Annotated in this window: 15 protein-coding genes; 2 read left to right on the forward strand and 13 right to left on the reverse strand. The window is 70.5% G+C overall.

Annotated elements, in window-relative coordinates; genetic code table 11:
- Window positions 1–37: 37 nt before the first annotated feature.
- The 4 genes from WMF36_RS43980 to WMF36_RS43995 form a co-directional block, all read right to left on the reverse strand.
- Window positions 38–1,147 (reverse strand): formylglycine-generating enzyme family protein, encoded by a 1,110-nt coding sequence (locus tag WMF36_RS43980; protein ID WP_437576832.1) that lies wholly within the window; start codon window positions 1,145–1,147, stop codon window positions 38–40.
- Window positions 1,144–2,463: a radical SAM/SPASM domain-containing protein gene (locus WMF36_RS43985; RefSeq protein WP_437576833.1), complete on the reverse strand. Its 1,320-nt coding sequence runs from the start codon at window positions 2,461–2,463 to the stop codon at window positions 1,144–1,146. Before WMF36_RS43985 ends, WMF36_RS43980 begins: the two co-directional genes overlap by 4 nt.
- The gene (locus WMF36_RS43990) at window positions 2,460–3,095 is read right to left on the reverse strand and encodes a hypothetical protein (RefSeq protein ID WP_437576834.1); all 636 of its coding nucleotides are present in this window, start codon (window positions 3,093–3,095) and stop codon (window positions 2,460–2,462) included. The genes WMF36_RS43985 and WMF36_RS43990 overlap by 4 nt, the downstream gene beginning before the upstream one ends.
- Window positions 3,096–3,217: 122 nt before the next feature.
- The gene (locus tag WMF36_RS43995; protein ID WP_437576835.1) at window positions 3,218–5,071 is read right to left on the reverse strand and encodes a CotH kinase family protein; all 1,854 of its coding nucleotides are present in this window, start codon (window positions 5,069–5,071) and stop codon (window positions 3,218–3,220) included.
- Window positions 5,072–5,829: 758 nt separating this feature from the next.
- Between WMF36_RS43995 and WMF36_RS44000 the strand changes: the two genes are divergently transcribed.
- Entirely contained in the window at window positions 5,830–6,870 is a 1,041-nt protein-coding gene (locus tag WMF36_RS44000) for a methyltransferase (protein ID WP_437576836.1), read from the forward strand.
- A gap of 18 nt (window positions 6,871–6,888) precedes the next feature.
- Here WMF36_RS44000 and WMF36_RS44005 read toward each other — a convergent pair whose 3' ends face one another.
- The 5 genes from WMF36_RS44005 to WMF36_RS44025 form a co-directional block, all read right to left on the reverse strand.
- Window positions 6,889–7,341 carry a nuclear transport factor 2 family protein gene (locus WMF36_RS44005; protein WP_437576837.1) on the reverse strand — a complete coding sequence of 151 codons (453 nt, stop codon included), beginning with the start codon at window positions 7,339–7,341 and terminating at the stop codon, window positions 6,889–6,891.
- 289 nt (window positions 7,342–7,630) lie between these two features.
- On the reverse strand, window positions 7,631–8,017 hold the full coding sequence (locus WMF36_RS44010; RefSeq protein WP_437576838.1) for an AgmX/PglI C-terminal domain-containing protein: 387 nt from the start codon (window positions 8,015–8,017) through the stop codon (window positions 7,631–7,633).
- A gap of 51 nt (window positions 8,018–8,068) precedes the next feature.
- Window positions 8,069–8,578 (reverse strand): OmpA family protein, encoded by a 510-nt coding sequence (locus WMF36_RS44015; protein ID WP_437576839.1) that lies wholly within the window; start codon window positions 8,576–8,578, stop codon window positions 8,069–8,071.
- Between the two features lie 582 nt (window positions 8,579–9,160).
- The gene (locus WMF36_RS44020) at window positions 9,161–9,544 is read right to left on the reverse strand and encodes a hypothetical protein (protein ID WP_437576840.1); all 384 of its coding nucleotides are present in this window, start codon (window positions 9,542–9,544) and stop codon (window positions 9,161–9,163) included.
- Between the two features lie 86 nt (window positions 9,545–9,630).
- Window positions 9,631–10,608 carry a DUF4423 domain-containing protein gene (locus WMF36_RS44025; RefSeq protein ID WP_437576841.1) on the reverse strand — a complete coding sequence of 326 codons (978 nt, stop codon included), beginning with the start codon at window positions 10,606–10,608 and terminating at the stop codon, window positions 9,631–9,633.
- Window positions 10,609–10,716: 108 nt separating this feature from the next.
- Here WMF36_RS44025 and WMF36_RS44030 point away from each other — a divergent pair, with 108 nt between their 5' ends.
- Window positions 10,717–11,343, forward strand: a complete 627-nt coding sequence (locus WMF36_RS44030) for a hypothetical protein (protein WP_437576842.1) — start codon at window positions 10,717–10,719, stop codon at window positions 11,341–11,343.
- 108 nt (window positions 11,344–11,451) lie between these two features.
- On the opposite strand, the gene WMF36_RS44035 is transcribed toward WMF36_RS44030, so the two are convergent.
- The 4 genes from WMF36_RS44035 to WMF36_RS44050 form a co-directional block, all read right to left on the reverse strand.
- A complete protein-coding gene (locus tag WMF36_RS44035) occupies window positions 11,452–13,149 on the reverse strand; it encodes an amidohydrolase (RefSeq protein ID WP_437576843.1) in 1,698 nt (565 codons plus the stop codon).
- Between the two features lie 90 nt (window positions 13,150–13,239).
- On the reverse strand, window positions 13,240–14,664 hold the full coding sequence (locus tag WMF36_RS44040; RefSeq protein ID WP_437576844.1) for a hypothetical protein: 1,425 nt from the start codon (window positions 14,662–14,664) through the stop codon (window positions 13,240–13,242).
- 10 nt (window positions 14,665–14,674) lie between these two features.
- Window positions 14,675–17,491, reverse strand: coding sequence for a hypothetical protein (locus WMF36_RS44045; RefSeq protein ID WP_437576845.1), 2,817 nt, complete (start codon window positions 17,489–17,491; stop codon window positions 14,675–14,677).
- A 6-nt stretch (window positions 17,492–17,497) separates the two neighbouring features.
- Window positions 17,498–18,139 carry a peptidoglycan-binding protein gene (locus tag WMF36_RS44050; protein WP_437576846.1) on the reverse strand — a complete coding sequence of 214 codons (642 nt, stop codon included), beginning with the start codon at window positions 18,137–18,139 and terminating at the stop codon, window positions 17,498–17,500.
- Window positions 18,140–18,294 lie beyond the last annotated feature (155 nt).

Genomic DNA, 18,294 nt, shown 5'->3' on the forward strand with positions numbered 1-18,294 from the left:
CCCATCAGCGGCTCGGGCGCCGGGAGGAGGTCGCGCGTCACCGGGAGGTCCGGCACAGGCGAAATCCGATCGTCGGATCACTCGCTCGGTCGGGCCGGTGCCCCATGCGGAACGAGACCCGCACGGCCCACGCGCAATCGGCCCACGAGCCCCCGCGGAGCACACGTTGCTTCGCCGTGCCGGGGCCCGTGGGGGACGCGCGCGGGCTCTCGCAGTAATACGCGGCGTCGTATCCGTCGCTCGTCCATTCGCGGACGCCGCCGCTCATGCCGTGAAGGCCGTACCCGTTCGGCCGGAATTCCTGGGGCGGGCGGATCGAGAAGGCCTCGAATCGGCCGAAGTCGCAGCGCTCGGCCGTGGGCGGGTCGTCCCCCCAGGGATAACGATGGCCGACGAGCCCTCCGCGCGCGGCCTTTTCCCACTCGGCCTCCGTGGGCAAACGGTAGGTCGCCCGCTCGTTCGAGAGCACCTTGCCGAGCTCGTTCGCCTGGGCCCACGAGACCGCGACCATCGGTTTCTGGTCGTATGTCCAGGGGCGCTCGCTGTCCTTCCGGGGGACATCACCGAAGAGCTCTGTCGACGTCACGCGCTGGTCGCCGCGCAGCCATTCTGTCTCGGGGGCGTGCGCGTGCCAGTCGCGGGCGCGGATCGTCTCGCTTTCACAATACTGGCGGCGAATCTTGTGGTCGTTGCTGAGGCCGAACAGCTCCCTGTCGAGCTCCCCCGCCTTCTTGCCCTTCATCGGCTTCTGCGGGGGCAACCCGTTGGGCGGAGGGGGCCAGCCGAGGAGCGCGTTGTAGGCGGACCAGGTGATGGGGACCTCCGTCATCCAGAATGCGTCGAGCTCGACCGCATGCACCGGTTGCTCGTCGGGGTCGCCGTCCTCCGCGCCCATCCGGAACGGCCCCGCGGGCACGTATCGAAACACGAGGCCATGCTCCTCGATACGCAGCCGATCGAGCAGGAGGGCGCGCGCGGAGGCGAGCTCCGGATCCGCGGGATCGAGGCCGAAGGCGGCGTCGCAGGCGATGGCAGCCCTCTCGGGCTGGCCGGCCGCGGCGAGGCTCGCGGCGAGGGTCAAGAGCTCGGGGGCCGAGGGCAAAACACGATCGGCCGAGAGGAGCCATCCGGTGTCGAGCGCGCTCATGCGAGCCTCCGCTGAGCGCGAAGCACGGTGAGGGGATTGCGGCGAACCGGCGCGGTCTCGTGCTCGGCAAGCCAGGGATCGGGGGCATTGACGTCTCCGGCCATGACGAGCGAACGCGCCCGGCAGCCGCCGCCGAACGTCGCCGTGCCCGTGCCATCCCCGGGCAAACCACGGATTCTGCGGAATCGGTCGCCCTCGCTCCAGATACGATCGAACGGCGTGCGGCGGACGTTGTCCGCGACGAACGTCGGCCCGAGGAAGCTGCATGGATTGACGTCGCCCCCGACGGAGATGGAGCAAACGGTGTTGCCCGCGCCGCATCCCCAGTTGTCGTGGACGACGGCCTGGGAATCACGCCGGCTCTTCGGGGAGAACGGGTCGATCGCGCGCGCCTCGGCGGGGCGGCCCGCCTCGTCGGCCCCGAGGGTCCAGATCGCGTCGAGCGCGCGCTCGTAATCGCCGAACGACGGCCAGAGCTCCTCCCGCGCCTCGGCCGATCCCACGGGATACAGCGGCCGGAACACGGCCGTGTGCGCGCCCGCCCGCGCGGCGAGCTCGGCGAACGCCCGCGCCTCGTCGGCGTTGTGCCGCATGACGGTGAACGCGAGCGAGAATCGCGCGTGCGCCCGGAGCATGGCGAGCTTCTCCAGCACCCGATCGAACGTCCCCGCCCCGCGGACGACATCGTTCGTCGTGGCCGTCGCCCCGTCGAGGGAGACGTTGAGCCAGACGAGCGACCTCTCGCCGAGCTTCTTCGCGGTCTCCTCGGTGAGCAGGAGCGCATTCGTCGTGAGGCACGGGTGCAGGCCGTGGCCGGTGGCGAGATCGAGGATGTCGAAGAGATCCTTGCGAAGCAGCGGCTCGCCGCCCGTCAGGCCGAGGCGGAACGAGCCCATGCGGGCGAGGGTGGCGAAGAGCATGTCGAGCTCGGCCAGCGTGAGCGGGGGCTCGCGCCGCGGAAGCTCGCCGGCAAAACAATGCGAGCAGGTCAAGTTGCACGAGGCCGCCACCTCGAGGTGCACGGCGAGCGGACCCGCGAGGTGATCGGCCGGCGGCACGACGTCGAGGGCCTCGCCGTCGAAGCGCAGATCGTGGGTGAAGAAGTCCCTCCGATAAAACGCGGCGGCGAACGCGCCGAGCGCGTCCCTCCGCTCGGGCGGGGCGTCGTCGATCATCACGCCCATCGAGGTCGTGCGGGCGCGGAGGAGGACGCCGGTCGCCTCGTGGTCGAAGGGCAGATACCGCGAGCTTCGCCGGTCGAAGACGGTCGACCCGAAGAACTGCGGCACGAGCACGAGCGGCGGGCGCGGGCTCACGCGGCACCTCCCAGCGCGAGCTCGAAGATGCAACGCACCCAGAGCGGACCCCTCTGTCCGGGCAAACCCACGACGCGGGCGCCCGTCTTCTGCACCTGCCCGAGGTGCCAATCCTTCGAGGGCTCCTCGATCGCCGCGTTCGCCTGGACGAGGGCCGGCCAGCCGCTGTCGTCGAAATCCGGCAGGCGCCAGGCATCGAATTCCGGCGGCTTCGTCGCTCCGACCATCACGGCGCCCGCGCCGGAGAGGAGGTCGATCCTGCGGCCGATCGACCGCGAACGTTCGGGCTCGAAGCTCCCCTTCGCGTCGTCGGAGTAACTCAGCGCGAGCGCGAGCTGCGGCGGCAATTCACCCCTGGGCCGCACGCAGAGCGCGAGCACGTGCCGGCCGGCGCGCGCGTCGACGCGGCTCGATGCGAAGGGCGCGCCGTCGAAGAAGAGCTCCGCCTCGCCCGTCGTCCAGAGCCACAGGCGCAGCGGGAGCGCCTCGAGCGGGTCGATCCACCGCAGGATCGCGCCTCCACAGCCCGCCGGCACCTCGCAGCTCGAGTATTCCTCGAGCACGAGCCGACCCGACGACTTCTCGTATCGCGACAGCGCGTTGACCTGAACCTCCCGCTTCTTCTTCGGCATGCGCCGACATTATCACGCATGCGCACGGGCGCCGCGCGCTGGCGGGGGGCTGCATGACCGGTGTTGCGCCCGGCGTCGGCTCCTCACGTTGGCCTCTGCGGCTGGAGCGCGCGCGAGCCTCGTCAAGGCAGCCTGCACACGTAGGGCAGCTCGGCGTAGCAGGGCATGTCGTTCCACTGCCCGCTGGCCCAGCTCGCCAGCTCCACGCAGTGCTCTCCGTCGCCGGCGTTGTTCGGCTCGCCGCCGGTCCAGCGCTCGTGATCGTACGGTGTGCCGTCGGTCCACGCGAAGTCCCCCTCGGACGCCGCGTCGGTGAGCCCGATCCACCAGTCGCCCGGCTGGATCGCGTCGGCGCCCGAGACCACGAGATCCTGCGTGTCCTCGTCGTGGATGGACACGAGGTGCCCGTCCTGCGCGATGCAGTCGAGCTCCGCGTCCGCCCACGTCGCGAGCGCGAAGCAGAACGCCAGGGAGCCGCCCTCCGGAAGCGGCTGCGGGACGCAATGCGGGCACGATGGCTCGTTGTCCACGAGCCCGTCACAGTCGTTGTCGATCAGGTCGCACAGCTCGGGGGCGCCCGGGTACACCGAGGCATCGCCGTCGTTGCAGTCTTCGTCGCAGCCGGACGAGAGGTCGCCGTCCGCGTCGAGCCCCGAGGAGTCCGCGCAGGCGAGCTGCGTCCGCACGCTGGCAGGACGGTCGTTCAGGAAAGCGATGGTGGCGTCGATGTGCTCGCCGACGTCATCGGGGCTCACGTCCCGGCGCGGATCCTCGAGCACGTCGGCCCAGATCAGGGTGCGCGCCGCCTCGGCGTCTCTCGCCAGGTCGAGCTCCGAAGCGCGCTCGAGGACGCGCTCGAACGCCGCTGCGAGCGCCTGCCGGCACGGCGGAGAGGCGGTGCACATCTGCTGGAGGCGGGCCTCGCCGCCGAAGGGATAGAGATCGTCCGTGAAGGTCTGGTCGAGGCCCCACGGCAGGAAGGTCCAGCGGCCGTCGTCCGGGCGCCGCGCGATGAAGTAGTTGTTGCGCAGCCAGGCATAACCGTCCCAGTGGCCGATGAAGGTCTCCGTGGCCGCGAACGCGAGGTAGCGTTCCATGTCGATGTGCTGCGAGGCCTCGGCGAGGAACGTGTCCGGGCTCGTCATGTCGTCGAGCGCCTCGGCGAGATCATAGAGATCGGCGAACGCGACGTCGTCGCCGTTGTCCTGGTCGAAGGTCTCGATGCTCGACTGCTCGAGATCGCTCCCGTAAGCCCCCTCGTACAGGTTGCCCTCGTGGTCGCCGAACCATCGATCCAGAAAGCGAGGGTTATCCGTTGCCTCGACGGTGGCATACAGGCCGTAGAGCGAGCCGTTCAGCCAGACCGTCGCGTGGGCCGAGCGCGGCGCGGGCACGTCCATCGCGCGGAACAGGGCATAGGCCAGGCGCTCGTGGATCATGCTCCCATCCTGGACCATGTTGTTGAGCGCGAGCTTCTCCACCCCGAGCAGGGTCTGGTCGTCGGTGAACTCGTCGAATTTCAGCAGGAATGCGGCCTTTTCGTCCAGGGTCCGGAGCGAGCCGAGGGCGCCCTTGAGCCGCACGCCGACGTCGGCGAGCTCGACCACCTCGCCGTCCATCGTCACCGTGAGCTGCCCGGCGACGTACTCGTCGGGCGTGGCGTTGAGCTGATCGATCGACGCCTGCGACAGCGCGATCTCGAACCGCGGGATGCTCGTTCCGGCGAAGAGCGGCTCTGCAGGATCCGATGGCTCCTCCCCGCTGGCGCCGCCCGCGCCGCCCGCGCCGCTTCCACCGCCCAGGCCGCCAACACCGGCGTCGCCGCCGGAGCCGCCGGAGCCGGCGGCGCCTGAGCTGCCCACGCTGCTGCCGTCCGGCCGGGGATCCTCCGCGGCATCGCCGCAGGCGGCGAGCAGCGCAATGGACATCGCGAGCGGACCGGCCCAGTTCCAGGAATGTGGGGATGACTTTCTCACGGTCATTCTCTTTTACCTGGGTTGCTCGCTCCTTGCACGTCTCCTCGAGTCAACGTGCATCGAGAAATCTCACGTCCGCCTTCGAAACATCCGATGAGGCTCTCGCCCGGGGCCTGGGCGCGAGAGCCTCATCGTCCGAGGAGCACGAGATCGCCGGGAAGAAGAGGAGCTGCTCGTACCCCGCGCGCTGAATCAGGCGTGTGCCGGGGCCGGCCCCTGCGCTTCCTGGTGGCCTTCGATGGGACGCGGGCCGCCTGCGCGGCCCGGGTTGTCCGGAAGGGGCACTGATCGCGCCGAGTCGGCGCAATCAGCGCAAGGCAGCATCGCCCGGTTCGGTCGCGCAGCAACCTCCCGAGCACCGGGCCCGCGATGCCCCCGCCGATGAGCACCGCCCGCCGCGCACCTCGCCGTGTCATCCCGCCACCTCCACCTTGTTCCCGGGTCAGCAGGGGTGGGACTACCTACGCGAACCTGCAGGCCGGCCTGCAGGGAGCCGTCGCGCGGCTATCGAAAGGCGGCGCCGACGCGGAGCGCATGGGCGGAGAGCGCCTCGAGTCGGCCTCGTTCCCGGCACGAATTTGGCGAATCCAGCCGGGGGGCCTCGCTGGAATCGTGGCAAAATGAAGGCGCCAGGTACAGACGTGCGGGCGAGGGGCATTCCCGCCGGGAATGCCCCCCACAGAGCACCGCATTGCGTGGGCTCGACGTCAGCAAGCCGCACGGACGCCACGAACATCGGATGAGATGGGAGCGGAACCATGAACAACGATGCAGCAGCACGGATCCCCTCGAGCGCCGGCCGACAGCGCTTCAACGAGATCACGAATGCCATGTATCTCTTTCACGCGACGTGCACGGCGGCGAGCCTCGGGCTCTCGGACGCGATCGGCGACGCGCCCACGCGCGTGGACGACATCGCGGCGCGGCTCGGGCTGCACGGCCCGTCGCTCTATCGCATGCTCCGGGCGCTCGCGGCGAACGGGATCTTCGAGGAGCTCGGCGACAGCCGCTTTCAGCACACCGAGCTGTCGAGGCGCCTCCGGAGCGATCACCCCTTCAGCCTGCGCGCCCTCGCCGAGTTCTTCCGCTCGCCGGTCCAGCAGGATGCATGGGGCGGGCTCGTGGACGCGATCCGCGATGGCAAGGCGGGCTTCACGCACCGCCGCGGCAAGACGATCTACGAGCACCTCCGCGCCGACGCCGCCGACAGCGCGCTGTTCAACCGGGCCATGCTCGACCACTCGCTGGAGGGCTCGGCGATGGCCGCGCAGGCCTATACCAGGTTCGGGGAAGTGAGCTCGGTGCTCGATGTGGGAGGAGGACTGGGCACGCTCGCCTCCGCGATCGTGAAGGCCCACCCCCACGTGCGCGCCACGGTGCTCGATCTCCCGCACCTCGAGCCCTCCGCCACGCGCTACCTGCAGGAGGCCGGCGTGGGCGATCGGGTGAGCTTCCATCCGGGCGACTTCTTCGAGGCGGTGCCCGGCGGCCACGATCTGTACATCCTCAAGCACTGCCTCTGGAACTGGGGGGACGACGAGTGCTCCCGGATCCTGCGCGTCGTCCGGCGCGCGATCGGCGACGCGAACGGCGCGCGGCTGCTCATCATGGAGCAGATCCTCCAGCCGTCGAACCTCGCGCGGGCGGCCCTGGCCGACGTCCTCATGCTCACGATCAGCGCCGGCGGCCGGTGCCGGAGCGACGGTGAATACAGGGAGCTCACGCGGGAGGCCGGCTTCCACCTCGATTCGGTCCTCCAGCTGGAGGACCTCGCCATCGCCGAGCTCCTCCCCGTCTGACCCGGCGCGTGCCCGCCATCACTGACCAGCCTCCGCGAACATGTTCGTGTTGCCAGTCTGGTAGGCGATCTCGAACCTCACCTGCTTGATCCTCCAGCCATCCACTTGCCTGGTCAGCCCATAGCGGTAGTGCCCCGCGACCATCCACTCCTCGCCGCCCGGCGCGCGCGCGAACCGGTGATAAGCGCGCACATGGCACTCGGCGGAGGCCTCCTCCCCGCTCACCTCGACGTCGATGGGGCCGAGGAAGTGCTGCGAAACATCGATCGCGCCATGAAATTTCTTCCACGCCGCCAGCATGTCGTCCGCCTTCTGCAAGGCCGCCTCGCCCCCGAGGATCGATGTGAAATCGTTCAAGACGACATCCGCGTAGAGGTTGCGGACCTCGTCCCACCGCCGCCGGTCGATGTTGTGGGCGGCACGGGTGATGACGTTCTGGATCGCTCGCTCTTCCTTCAGATCTTCGGCCATACATCGGTCCTTTCGGCGGCAGGTTCCACGCCCCCCTCCACCAGAGAGCCGTCAACGCCGATGCGCCGGCCCGGTCGAGCCAGGGGCTCGTGCGGATCTCAGCTGGGTCATGTTCGCCGTACAGGCGAGCATGAGCTCGACGTGCGCGCGTACCCCGGTCACGAGCGTCGCGTCGTCGACGTGAAATGCTGGGTTGTGGTTGCTGGCTGGCGTCGTCACGTCCGCGAGCCCACGCGTGGGGGGCTCGCGGACAGCGCGCAGGCCTTCGAGCGCTTTGGCCTCCCGGCGGCTACGCCTTCGGGGCCCGGGGCGTGAACTCCCAGACGAACTTCCCCTTGCCCTTGTTCTGATCCGCCGGTGTCAGGAGGAGCCCATCGATCGACTCGACGACGCAGCTCGTCACCTCCTTCGATGCGGTGGTGCCCTCCGGGTCCACGACGACGTCCGTGAGGCGGCCGCTGTCCTCGAGCACGAGGAAGCTGATGGTGACCTTGCCCTCGGCGCCGGGATTCCGGGCGAGCTCCGCGTCGTAGCACGACCGGATCTGCTCCTCGCGCGTCGCGAGCAGCGCGGCCGTGTCGTCGCGGTACATCTCCGGGCTCCGCACGGCGAAGGAGCACCCTGCGGATGCGCTCGACGAGGCGACCAGGACCATACCGAAGAGCCATTGCTTCATGCGCGCCTCCTTGCCGGGAGCAGCGTTCGTGGATCGACCCCGGATCAGCATCTACTGCCCCTCCCCCGCGGCCTTCGCGGTGTCCTGCTCGACGATGTTGAACTCGACCCGGCGGTTCTTCTCACGCCCCTCCTCCGACTCGTTGTCCGCGATGGGCTTTGTCTCGCCGAAGCCCTTGGCGGTGAGCATGCTCTGAGGGATCCCGTGCTGGACGAGGAACTCCATCACGGCCTTCGAGCGGCGATCCGAGAGCTTCAGGTTGTGCTCGTCCGCACCGTCGGCGCTCGCGTGCCCCTCGATGGCGATCTTCTTGATATGCGGGTGCTTCTTGATCGTGTCGACGACCTCGTTGAGCAGGCTGTGCGACTCCACCCGGATCCCCGCCTTGTTGTGCTCGAAGAGGATCTTCTCGTTGATGACGATCTTGTCCGCTGTCACCTCCACGCGCTTCTTCTCGGGCGGCGGGGGCGGGGGCGGCGGGGGCGGCTGGCCGACGACGGTGAACGCCCGCCCCCCTTCGAACGCGGTGATGCCGCCGCAGGCCGCCGAGCCAAGGCTCACGCCCACGAGCAGGGCAAGGGCGAGGCGAGGCCCGAGGGCCGTGGGTCGCCGCGACACGCGATGGGCGCCGGGCCAGGAGCGAGGGCCCGGATGGCGCCTCGCGCTTCGGTTGTCGGAGAGTTCGTTCATGGTCGAGACTCCATGGGCCGCTGTCATGGGCCCAGGTCGCTGGGTGGCGCGCTCAGCGCGAGCACGACGAATACCCCGGATACGGGCGGGGTCGGCTCGCGGGCGAGATCCATGCCGCGCACCCTAGCCCAGATCGGGCGCGGCGAGCTAGCCTGGATTTTCACCAAAATGGCCCTACTTCAGCTCGCTCCCGACACGGTCGCTGACCCCCGGTCCCCGGGTGGGCAGGGGCTTCGCTCCAGGTCGCGTTCCCCGGATCGGCGCCAGATCGGCCCTGCGTCAGCCGATCTCCTCCTGTGTCCTGTGAAAATCCAGCCTGGCCGCGCGGACAAGGTCGCGCTGCGCGCAGTGGGGGCTTGCGCTCGCGCTCAGCGGCGTCGCCGCGCTCGCCCGCAGGTGAGCCGCTCGCGGTCCGCCGACCTGCCACACCGATCCATCACGCCTGATCCCCTCTCACCGTGCACCGAACCTCACGTCCAGGTCCGGGTACTTGCGGGCGAAGTACTCCAGGGCCAGCCACGTGTGGCAGTGCCGAACGTCCGGTTGGCGAGCCGTGGGGCAGTTGCAGCCGAGGAAGACGTCACCTTGCCGGGCCTCCTGCGCCAGCGCGTCGAAGCGCCCCGGTTGCTCCGCAAACCGCTCATCGAGCACCGCGATGTAGGCGGCGCGAAACCGCTTGAAGCCTGCTTGAGAAGGGTCGGACAGGAACTCTTCGACGATCTCCTGGGTGGGCCTCAGGATGTGCTGCGTGTGTTTGCGCGTGTCGTACCGTCTCCCTTCTGGCAGCGGATCTCCCTCCTGACGGCGCCCGCGAACGATCTGGTAACGTGCAAGCATGCGGTTCACTCCTGCTTTCGTTTCCGCTGGAAGGCCAGTCCCATGGACAGGCGTCGGTCGAGGCCCCGAGTTGCCCGATCCGTGCCTCACGCGCCGAGCTCGAAGAGCTGCATCGCCACCAGCGCGACGCAATCCGGCTCGCGCGAATCCGACACGATCTGGCGGAGCTCGTGGAAATACCGCACATGCAAGGCGCGCAGCCGCTCGAGGTCACAGCGCGCGACGCTGACCAGGTTGTAGGAATACAGGCCCGGATCGCCGCGACGCTGCCGGCGCGCGGCGACGTCGAGCCAGTGCGATTTCAATCGTTGTCGCGGCTCGGCGGCGCCTCGGGTCATGTCTACCGTCTCGGCCGTGGCGGCGTACCGGCCCTCGCGCCACCGGACCAGGCCCGCCCGCGACAGGGCTTCGAGGCACGCGCGCACCTCGTCGTCCGGGAGCCGGAGGCGAGCGGCGACCCAGGCGTCGTCGTGGCAGGGGAGGGCCGCGTAGCTCGCGAGCTCGAGGACGCGCAGGACGGCGTGAGACCAGGGGAGCTCCGTCGCGATCCGGCGGCGCTCCTCGAGCACGCGGAAGTCGCGCGCCACCGAGGGCAGCTGGCCCGGGTGGACGAAGAGGGCGAGGAAGTCGAGGAGCCTGTCGGTTGTCGCGTCGACCAGGGCCAGCACGTCGGGGAGCCGGGGCTGGGATGTGCCCGCGATGAAGCGCGACACCTGGGACGCGCTGCGCCCGATACGGGCGCCGATCTCGGCGTTGCTCAGGCCCCCCTTGACGACCTGAAAGAGGGTGGCCGTGAGGGCCGGGTCGGAGGGGGCGACGTCCGGGCCGAGGGCCGACTCCTGGCGCACGAAATCCGAGAGCGCCCGATGGACGTCGACGCCGTTGTACGCCGCGACGCGCAGCAGGGTCGGGAACGTGGGAAAGCGCCGCCCGGACTCCCAGCCGAAGGCGACGTTCGTGCCGTACCCGAGCCGGACGCTCAGCTGCCGCTGCGAGCGTTGGCCGCGGAGCGCTCGGCAGAAATCCTTTGCGATTTCATCGTACTGCGCGCTCTTGTATCGCATATATGCATCGATGCTAGCATAACAGCGCGATAGATAATGCGTATTTGCGCTACGCGGTGCTTGCGCTGGCTCCTGCGCTGCGACAGGTGGATGGCGAAGGAGGCGTCGATGAACGTACGATTGGCTTGCTGGCTGCTGGTGGGGCTGCTCGTGGGGTGCGCTCACGCCGGGGGACAGACGGGGGAGGTCGCCTCCGATCCCTGCGACTCGTTCCCGGAGGTGGCGGGTCAGTTCGTGGAGCATGACCTCACCGACCCGACGCCCCTCGGTGTGAGCGGCCAGGAGGCCATCGATGCGACAGGCGGGTCCGGGAGCTTCGATGTGGCATGGGCCAACGGAACGACGAGCGCCGTGAGCTGGTCTCTCGCCGCCGACACCGAGAGCTCACCGGTGGTGGCGTACATCGACCGCAGCAGCGCGTGTGCCGACGCGTATCTGCAGATCCTCGTGCTCGGGCATCTATCGAGCGCCGACGGCGTTCTCCACCACGAACAGCGCGGGGCGCTCCATCGGGGCGACGACGGGGCCACGCACCTTCGCTTGTTCTTCTCCTTCGACGAGAACCCGTTCCCGGACGTGTACGCCGGGGGTGGGTCGGGGGACAGCTGCACGGGGTGCAGCGGCGCCTTCGAGCTCTCCGTCGAATCGCGCTGGGAGGCGGGCGAGTCGACCCCTCGGGGCCATGTCTACCTGAGCGAGCACGGGACGCTGCTCGGCGAAGTCGGCACCTTCTGAGGCCGATCTGCGGTGGTTCCTCGAGCAGGTTCCCTGACGTTCGAGCGCAGGCGAGCGGGGTCGCCGGCCGCAACGGCGGCGGTCCGGACGAAGCGCCGCGCGCGCCGCTCACCGCGGGGCCGGCGCGCGCGCCACGCGACCGCCCACGACCACCATGTCGATCGGCGTGTCGACGAGCGAGCGATCGGGCGAGAGATCGCGGCCGAGGACCGTCAGATCGGCCACGTAGCCGGGCGCGATCCGGCCCCTCTGGCCCTCGGCGAAGGCCGCGTACGCGGGCGCCGCGGTGAAGGCCAGGAGCGCCTCGTCGAGGTCGAGCCGCTCCGCGGGCATCCACCCGCCCGGGGGCTGGCCCGCGAGATCCTGCCGGGTCACGGCCGCGTGGAGGCCGAGCAGCGGCGAGACCTCCTCCACCGGGAAATCCGAGCCGAACACGACGCGCGCGCCCGACGAGAGCAGCGACCGCCAGGCGTAAGCGCCCTTCAGGCGATGGGCGCCGAGCCGCGCGGGCGCCCACGGCATGTCGCTCGTCGCGTGCGTCGGCTGCATCGAGGCGATGACGCCGAGCGCCGAGAAGCGCGGCAGATCGTCGGGCGAGACGATCTGCGCGTGCTCCACCCGGAACCGCAGCGCCGCCGCCCGCCCCGGGCCGAGCGCGTCGAGCGCGTCGAGCACGGCGCGGTTGGCGCGGTCGCCGATCGCGTGCACGGCGAGCTGGAAGCCCGCGTCCGCGACGAGACGCGCCGCGCGCGCGAGCGCCTCGCGATCCATCAGCAGGAGCCCCTTCGTCGAGGGCTCGTCCGCGTACGGCTCGAGGAGCGCCGCGCCGCGCGAGCCGAGCGCGCCGTCGGCGTAGAGCTTGACCCCGCGCAGCACGAACATCGCGGTGCCCGTCGCGTCCACGTCGGGCGCGCGCCCCCCGAGCCCCTCGAGCCTCCCCTCGCCGGCGAGGTAGGCGTGGACGCGGATCGGCAGCCGCCCGGCGGCGGCGAGCGCGCGGTAGACCGCCACGGTCTCGTCGTCGATGCCCATCTCGTGCACGCCCGTGAGCCCGGACGAGAGCGCCTCCTCGGCCGCGCGCAGGATGCGCCGCTCGCGCACGGCGGGCGGGTCGGCCGGGATCTGGGCCTCGACGAGGCCCATCGCGTTGTCGACGAAGACGCCTGTCGGCTCGCCCGCCGCGTCGCGCAGGATGCGCCCGCCCGGCGGATCCTGCGTGTCTTTGCCGACCCCGGCCGCGCGCATCGCCGCCGCGTTCGCCCAGAGCGCGTGCCCGTCGACGCGGCGCAACGCCACCGGATGCTCCGGCGCCGCCGCGTCGAGCGGGGCGTGCGTGGGGAACGCGGCGCCCGGCCAGAGGTTCTGGTCCCAGCCGCGCCCGGTGATCCACTCGCCCCTCGCGCGGGCCTTCGCCGCCTCGGCGACGACCGCCGCCGCCTCCTCCGCGCTCTTCGTGCCGCGCACGCTCAGCGTCTCCAGCGCGATCCCTAGGCCGTAGAGATGGCCATGTCCGTCGACGAGCCCGGGCACGACGGCGCGCCCCGGCAGCTCCACGACGCGCGTCCCCGGCCCGACGAAGGCCTTCGTGTCGGCCGCGCTGCCCACGAAGACGATCCGCTCGCCGCGCACGGCGACCGCCTCGGCGCGCGGCTTCGCGGGGTCCATCGTCCGGACGACGCCGGCCGAGATCACGAGATCTGCGGGCGTCGAGGGCGTCGCCGTCGTGGCGGGCGGGCCCGGGGACGCACAGCCGAGAGCGAGGCTGCCGAAGAGGCTCAGGAGCGTCGCTCGGAGCACGTTCGACATGAGCGCCACCCTAGCATCCGCGCGCGGCGTGCAACGGCGCTTCGAAATTCCGCTTTCTTCAGGCGTTTTCAGCCCGCTTGTCGATCCAGGCTAGGTGGGCGGGACGAAGGGAGGCAGGTCGACGAGCGGGCGCACGAACAGGCCCTGATCGGGCTCGGCGTACACGACGACCGGCGTTCGGCCGCGCAGGAACGAGAGCTGCAGCGGCGATGCCAGCGCGGGCGCCGGGCCGGCCACGTCGGGCCGGCCGGCGTCGACGAAGGACCACGCCTCCGCGCGCCGCGCGAGCACCGCCGCGCCCCCGCGCTGATCGACGGCGACGAACGCCTCGTCGACGGAGGCATCGGCCAGGCACGTCAGCTCCGTGGTCTTGTGGGCGAACGCGTCGTCCTCGGCGAGCGACCACGACCACAGGGCGTGGAGCCGGCCGCGCGGGGTGGCCACCGCGACGAGGGCCGCACCATACGAGCACCCGCCTGCCCCGAGCTGCGCCGCGGCGGCGAGCAGCTGGCCGGGGCCCTCGATCGCGGCGCAGAGCCGCGTGGGGCCGCGGCCGGGGGTCCAGCTCCCCCGCAACAGCGAGGTGGCGCCGCTCGCGCTGGTCACCACGAAGACCCGGCGCTCGCCATCGGAGCGAGGCACAACGCGCGCCCAGGTGGGGGCCGGCCCGGAAACCACCACGTCCGCCCCCAGCACGGCGGCCTGGACCAGGCGAATCGCCCGCAGCCGCCACCGGGAGCCCTCGTCGCGCAAGAGCAGGAGCTCGGCATCGGGGGCCCCGGGTGCCTCCGTGGAGAGCTCGCACGCCGGGCCGATGAGCCGCCAGTCGGACGCCTGCAGGTCGAGCTGGCCGCGCTCGATCGCGCCATGCTCGTGGACGGCGTAGCCGAGCTCGCGATCGACGATCCAGGCGACGTACTGGCGCCCGGGCAAGCGATCGGCGGGCACCGAGAGGATCGGGGCAGCGAGCGCCGCGGCCCGCGCGAGATCGACGGTGTGCCCGGCCGTCGGCGCGGGCTGCTGGGCGATCGAGGTCAGGCGCATCGTCCCCGCGTCGCGATCGTTCCAGGCGCAGACCAGCGCGCTCATCGGTCCGCCGCGCTCGGGCTCCACGGCGAGCGCAGCCGCGGGAGCCGCCTGTACCTCGAATGGCACGGCGTCCGATCGCGCCTCTCCGTCGTCCCACCGGAAGCGGGCCCGGAGTCGATAGCGCCCGGGTCGAGGCAAGGACAGCCGGCGTCCGAGGTAGAACGCGTCCTCGAGCTGGGCACCGGGCTCCAGGGAGCGCGGCTCGCTGAGCAGGAATACCGAGGGGTCGAGGATCGGCGCCGAGATCTCGGTCTGCTCTCCCGTCGCCAGATCGGTGAGCTCCAGCGCCGCGCGGCCGCGTGGATCCTCGACGTTGATGTCCCGCAGCGCCTCGCCGCCGTCGTTGACCAGCGTCACGCGGCACGCGGGCAGCTGCGGCCAGCGCAGCACCGGAGGTTCGAGCTCGAGCCGTACGTGGACCGACATGCGCTGCGCCTCAAGCCCCGGTGCCGAAGGTGTTGCTCTTGACCGCCCAGCCGCGCAGCGAGAGCAGGCAACGCCCGCACAGCTCGCCGTAGCAGCCAGCATAGCTCATGACGCAGACGACGTCGTTCGGAGCCGGCGTCGCGAGCTTCGCCGCGGGCGGCGGCTGGTGCATCTTGGCATCGGAGCCACCGGTGCCCGAGGGCCAGTCCTGGTGGCACAGCATGAGCACGTGACCCAGCTCGTGTATGCCGTTGGAGGTCGCCGGATAGATGAAGTTCGGATAGTAGGTGCCGCTGGTGCAGGTGAGCAGAGCTCCGCTGGCCGCCCCGAATCCGCTGGTGACAAGGTCCTGCCCCACGTCGTGGAGCTTGTGATGCCACGATGCACCCCACGGCGCCTGGATGAAGGTGAGCCCGGGCATCAGCCCCCCGTCCGCGAGGCTCTCGATCACGCCCTCCACGAGGGCCCAGCCCGCGAGCCCGTACTCGCCATCCTCGTCGTAGTCCATGGCGAGGTTGGCGAGGCCGGCGCCGCCCGGCTTGCGCGCGTTGTAGTCGGTGTGGGCGCGCAGGGGGATGAGGAACGGCGACGTCGCGTCCTTGAGGATCATCGTCGGCCAGTGCACCTTCTTCTTGAAGCGACCGCTCTGGTCAAACGACCTCGCGCCAACGTCCAGCGCGCGGTCGAGGTGGGCGGGGTCGATCGTCTCGATCCGCGTACAGTCCTGGATCACCTCGCAGTAGGCCCACCGGAGCTGGTCGGGGAACGACGAACTGGCGGTGGCGACCGGGCGCCATTGCTCTGCGGCCGGCGCCGCCGCACTGGCCGGCTTGGCCGTGGTCGTGGCCGGGTACGGCTGCTCGCGCGGGGTCGACGGCAAGATGGCGGCGTCGACCATGGCGTCATCGAGCTTCATCGCCACGAACAGAGGGGCCGTGAGCCGGCTCGGGTTCCCGTGCCTCACCAGGCCGAGCACGTCCGCGCTCCAGTCGCCCGACGTCTTGTGGTCGAGCTTGACGTGCTTGTGGATCCGCACGTTGCGCCACACGATGAGCGTGCCGGTCTCGACGGTGGTCACGCTCTCGGGCGACGCGTTCTGCGCGGCGAGCCAGCTCTCCTCGAGCGTCACCTTCAGCCTGTATCGATCGCCGCCGCAGCGCGAGGGCTTAAAGATCGTGCCGCCGAGCCCCTTGGCGTTCGTGACGCATTGCACCGCGTGCGGGTACTTCCTTGCATCGTCCGGCAGCGTGGCGTGGGCGATCGTCCCATGGTCGACGGTCTGCGACGGGCGCTTGGTGTGGAAGCCATCGACGTCGGCCGCCGGCACGTCGAGGACGGCCTTGATGCCGTCGGCCGACTCCGCCTTGCCACACCACGTCTCCGGCACGTTGCGGCGCTGCGGATCGGTGGGGACTGTCGCGGCGCTCACCAGCGCATCCTCCATGTCCTTGATGAACTTGCGCTGCCCCCGGCCGGTGAACTCGCTCGGTGGCTTGGACGCGAGGATGCGCGCCGCCACCGTCTTGGCGGCGGCGTTCATGTGCGGGCGCAGGCCGGGGTACGGTCGCGTGGCCTCCCCGGTCCACCACGCCTTCACTGCGCCCCAACTCGGCTCGGGCGCGGGCGCGTCGGCGTGCGCGTCGGGGAGCGGCGCCGCCGGAGCCCAGGTGTCGATCCATGGGTTGATCGAGCCGGTGCTCGCCTGGGCATCCGCCTTGGTGACGAGCTTGTGCACCGCGACGTACTCCGCCGCCAGCAGCCCCTCGCCGAGATCCGGGATCCGTGGCTTCCACAGCTGCGCGGGTTGCACCGGTACCGGCGGACGCGCGGAGTTGGTCCACAGCGCGCAGTCGCGCCCGTAATCCATCACCTTGTCCGGGGCCGGCGGCGCCTCCAGGGGCCCCTGGGTGTCGAGGTCTGGATCCACGAGCTGCACGATCACCTTGGCACCCTGGACGGGAACGGGGGCGTCGCTCCCTACCACCTTGGTGACCTTGACGAGGAGCGGGATCTTCCCGAGCATCGGATTGTCGGTGTAGACGAGCGATTCGAGCGCGTGGCGATCGGCGCCGACCGTGTACTCGTACTTCGCCCCGACGGCCGAGTCCTTTCCGCCGTTGTAGACGTGGTCGCCGGTGAACAGCCCGGAGGCGGCTCCCTTGGTGGAGCGGAATCCGCCGGGCACCCGGATCGCGGCCGCCGAACCCGTGCGGGGCAGGGTCGATTTCGCCAGGATCTGCCCGCTGGTCGGGAGCGAGGCGGCGAGGAGGTGGGCCTCGATCTCCTGCTTGAGCAGGGCCCTGAGCTCGGCGTCCGACAGCGCCTTTCTTGCCGCGGTCTCGTGCACCCGCTTGAAGTAGGCCCATGAGTCGGTCGCCCACTGGTCGAGGCGGCCCGCTTTGGGCAATGAGAGCGGCGCATAGAAATAGCCGAGCACCTGCAGGCGCTGCCGCACGCCCACGTCGGCCGGTGGGGAGCCCACGCCCATCGGCTCGAACAGGCCATCGATGTCGCCGATCTCGATCGTGACCTGGAGCTTCGGCTTGGGCGGCGCGATGACGTTCTGCATTCGTCGCCGCACCGGCTTGACCACTGGCATGCTGAAGCCGTAGGTCGTCTTTCGGTTGTGCTTGAGCTTGGGACCGAGCAGCGACTCGAGGTGCTCGATGGCCTTGACCCCGAACAGCCACTTGCCCTCCACCTTCAGGGTGATCGACTTGTTCGACGGCCCATCGACGAGCCCGGGATACCGCTGCGCCATGTACGCGCGCGCCTGGTCGCCGGTGTGCTTCCCGCCGTCGACGATCGTGATGTCGGTCCACAGCATGCCGGCTCAGCCCCCGTAGGCATCCCGCAGGCGGGATCTTGTATCGTCGTCGAGCTCTCCGGTCGGAACGAGGCCCTCTGCGGCCTGGACGGCCTGGAGCGCCTCGGCGGTCGGGCCGTCGAGCTCTCCGTTGAGGGGGCCCTCGTACCACCCCAGGTTGCGCAGCCGCGCCTGGATTCCCTCCAGATCATCGGCCGGTCGGAGGTGGCCAATCTCGAGCTCGTAGGTCTCCTCGGGTTCGTCACCCCGGGGCGGGATCTTCAGTGTTGCCTTGCGCGCTCGGGGCGGCAGCCATTCGTCGATCCACCCGTCGCCGTCGGTCGAGCCCGCGCGCTCGTCCGACTCGATGGTCAGCGCGTAGTCGACCCCACCACGCGGCCGTCCGGCGAGGTCCAGCAGCTGCACGCGCAGCTTGGACGGCACGCCCTTGCGGCGGAAGGTGTGCCTCGCCTCGGTCGCGCACTCGACGGTCTTCGGGCGCAGCGGGGGCACGAAGACCTCGTCGCCCGGGACGAGCGTCACCGGATCACCGCGCAGCTTCCGTAGCGCCGCGTTGTTCGGGTGATTCCAGACCACCTCCCAGTAGAAACCATGGGCGTCGGCGATGCTCTCGATGCAGTCGCCAGCGCGCACGACGTGCTTGGCCATGTGTATAGTCCCAGCGGATTATCACACGAGGGCGCGACGTGGTGCAAGGCGAGCGTCGTCGTCGCGCTCCACGGTCTCGGACGGCGGGCGAGCGTCGTTCGTGGGGGGACGCTCCGCTCGAAGAGCGGCAATCGGGAGAAGGTCATCCTGGAACG

The sequence above is a fragment of the Sorangium sp. So ce887 genome, from assembly GCF_051521455.1.
In the GTDB taxonomy this organism is placed as follows: domain Bacteria; phylum Myxococcota_A; class Polyangia; order Polyangiales; family Polyangiaceae; genus Sorangium.

What these genes read in the sequence shown, in the direction of transcription:
- WMF36_RS44025 (WP_437576841.1), bottom strand. Translation starts at nt 10,608, where the DNA reads ATGCGATACAAGAGCGCGCAGTACGATGAAATCGCAAAGGATTTCTGC.
- WMF36_RS44035 (WP_437576843.1), bottom strand. Translation starts at nt 13,149, where the DNA reads ATGTCGAACGTGCTCCGAGCGACGCTCCTGAGCCTCTTCGGCAGCCTC.
- WMF36_RS43990 (WP_437576834.1), bottom strand. Translation starts at nt 3,095, where the DNA reads ATGCCGAAGAAGAAGCGGGAGGTTCAGGTCAACGCGCTGTCGCGATAC.
- WMF36_RS44010 (WP_437576838.1), bottom strand. Translation starts at nt 8,017, where the DNA reads ATGAAGCAATGGCTCTTCGGTATGGTCCTGGTCGCCTCGTCGAGCGCA.
- WMF36_RS44050 (WP_437576846.1), bottom strand. Translation starts at nt 18,139, where the DNA reads ATGGCCAAGCACGTCGTGCGCGCTGGCGACTGCATCGAGAGCATCGCC.
- WMF36_RS44030 (WP_437576842.1), top strand. Translation starts at nt 10,717, where the DNA reads ATGAACGTACGATTGGCTTGCTGGCTGCTGGTGGGGCTGCTCGTGGGG.
- WMF36_RS44040 (WP_437576844.1), bottom strand. Translation starts at nt 14,664, where the DNA reads ATGTCGGTCCACGTACGGCTCGAGCTCGAACCTCCGGTGCTGCGCTGG.
- WMF36_RS44000 (WP_437576836.1), top strand. Translation starts at nt 5,830, where the DNA reads ATGAACAACGATGCAGCAGCACGGATCCCCTCGAGCGCCGGCCGACAG.
- WMF36_RS43980 (WP_437576832.1), bottom strand. Translation starts at nt 1,147, where the DNA reads ATGAGCGCGCTCGACACCGGATGGCTCCTCTCGGCCGATCGTGTTTTG.
- WMF36_RS44045 (WP_437576845.1), bottom strand. Translation starts at nt 17,491, where the DNA reads ATGCTGTGGACCGACATCACGATCGTCGACGGCGGGAAGCACACCGGC.
- WMF36_RS44020 (WP_437576840.1), bottom strand. Translation starts at nt 9,544, where the DNA reads ATGCTTGCACGTTACCAGATCGTTCGCGGGCGCCGTCAGGAGGGAGAT.
- WMF36_RS44005 (WP_437576837.1), bottom strand. Translation starts at nt 7,341, where the DNA reads ATGGCCGAAGATCTGAAGGAAGAGCGAGCGATCCAGAACGTCATCACC.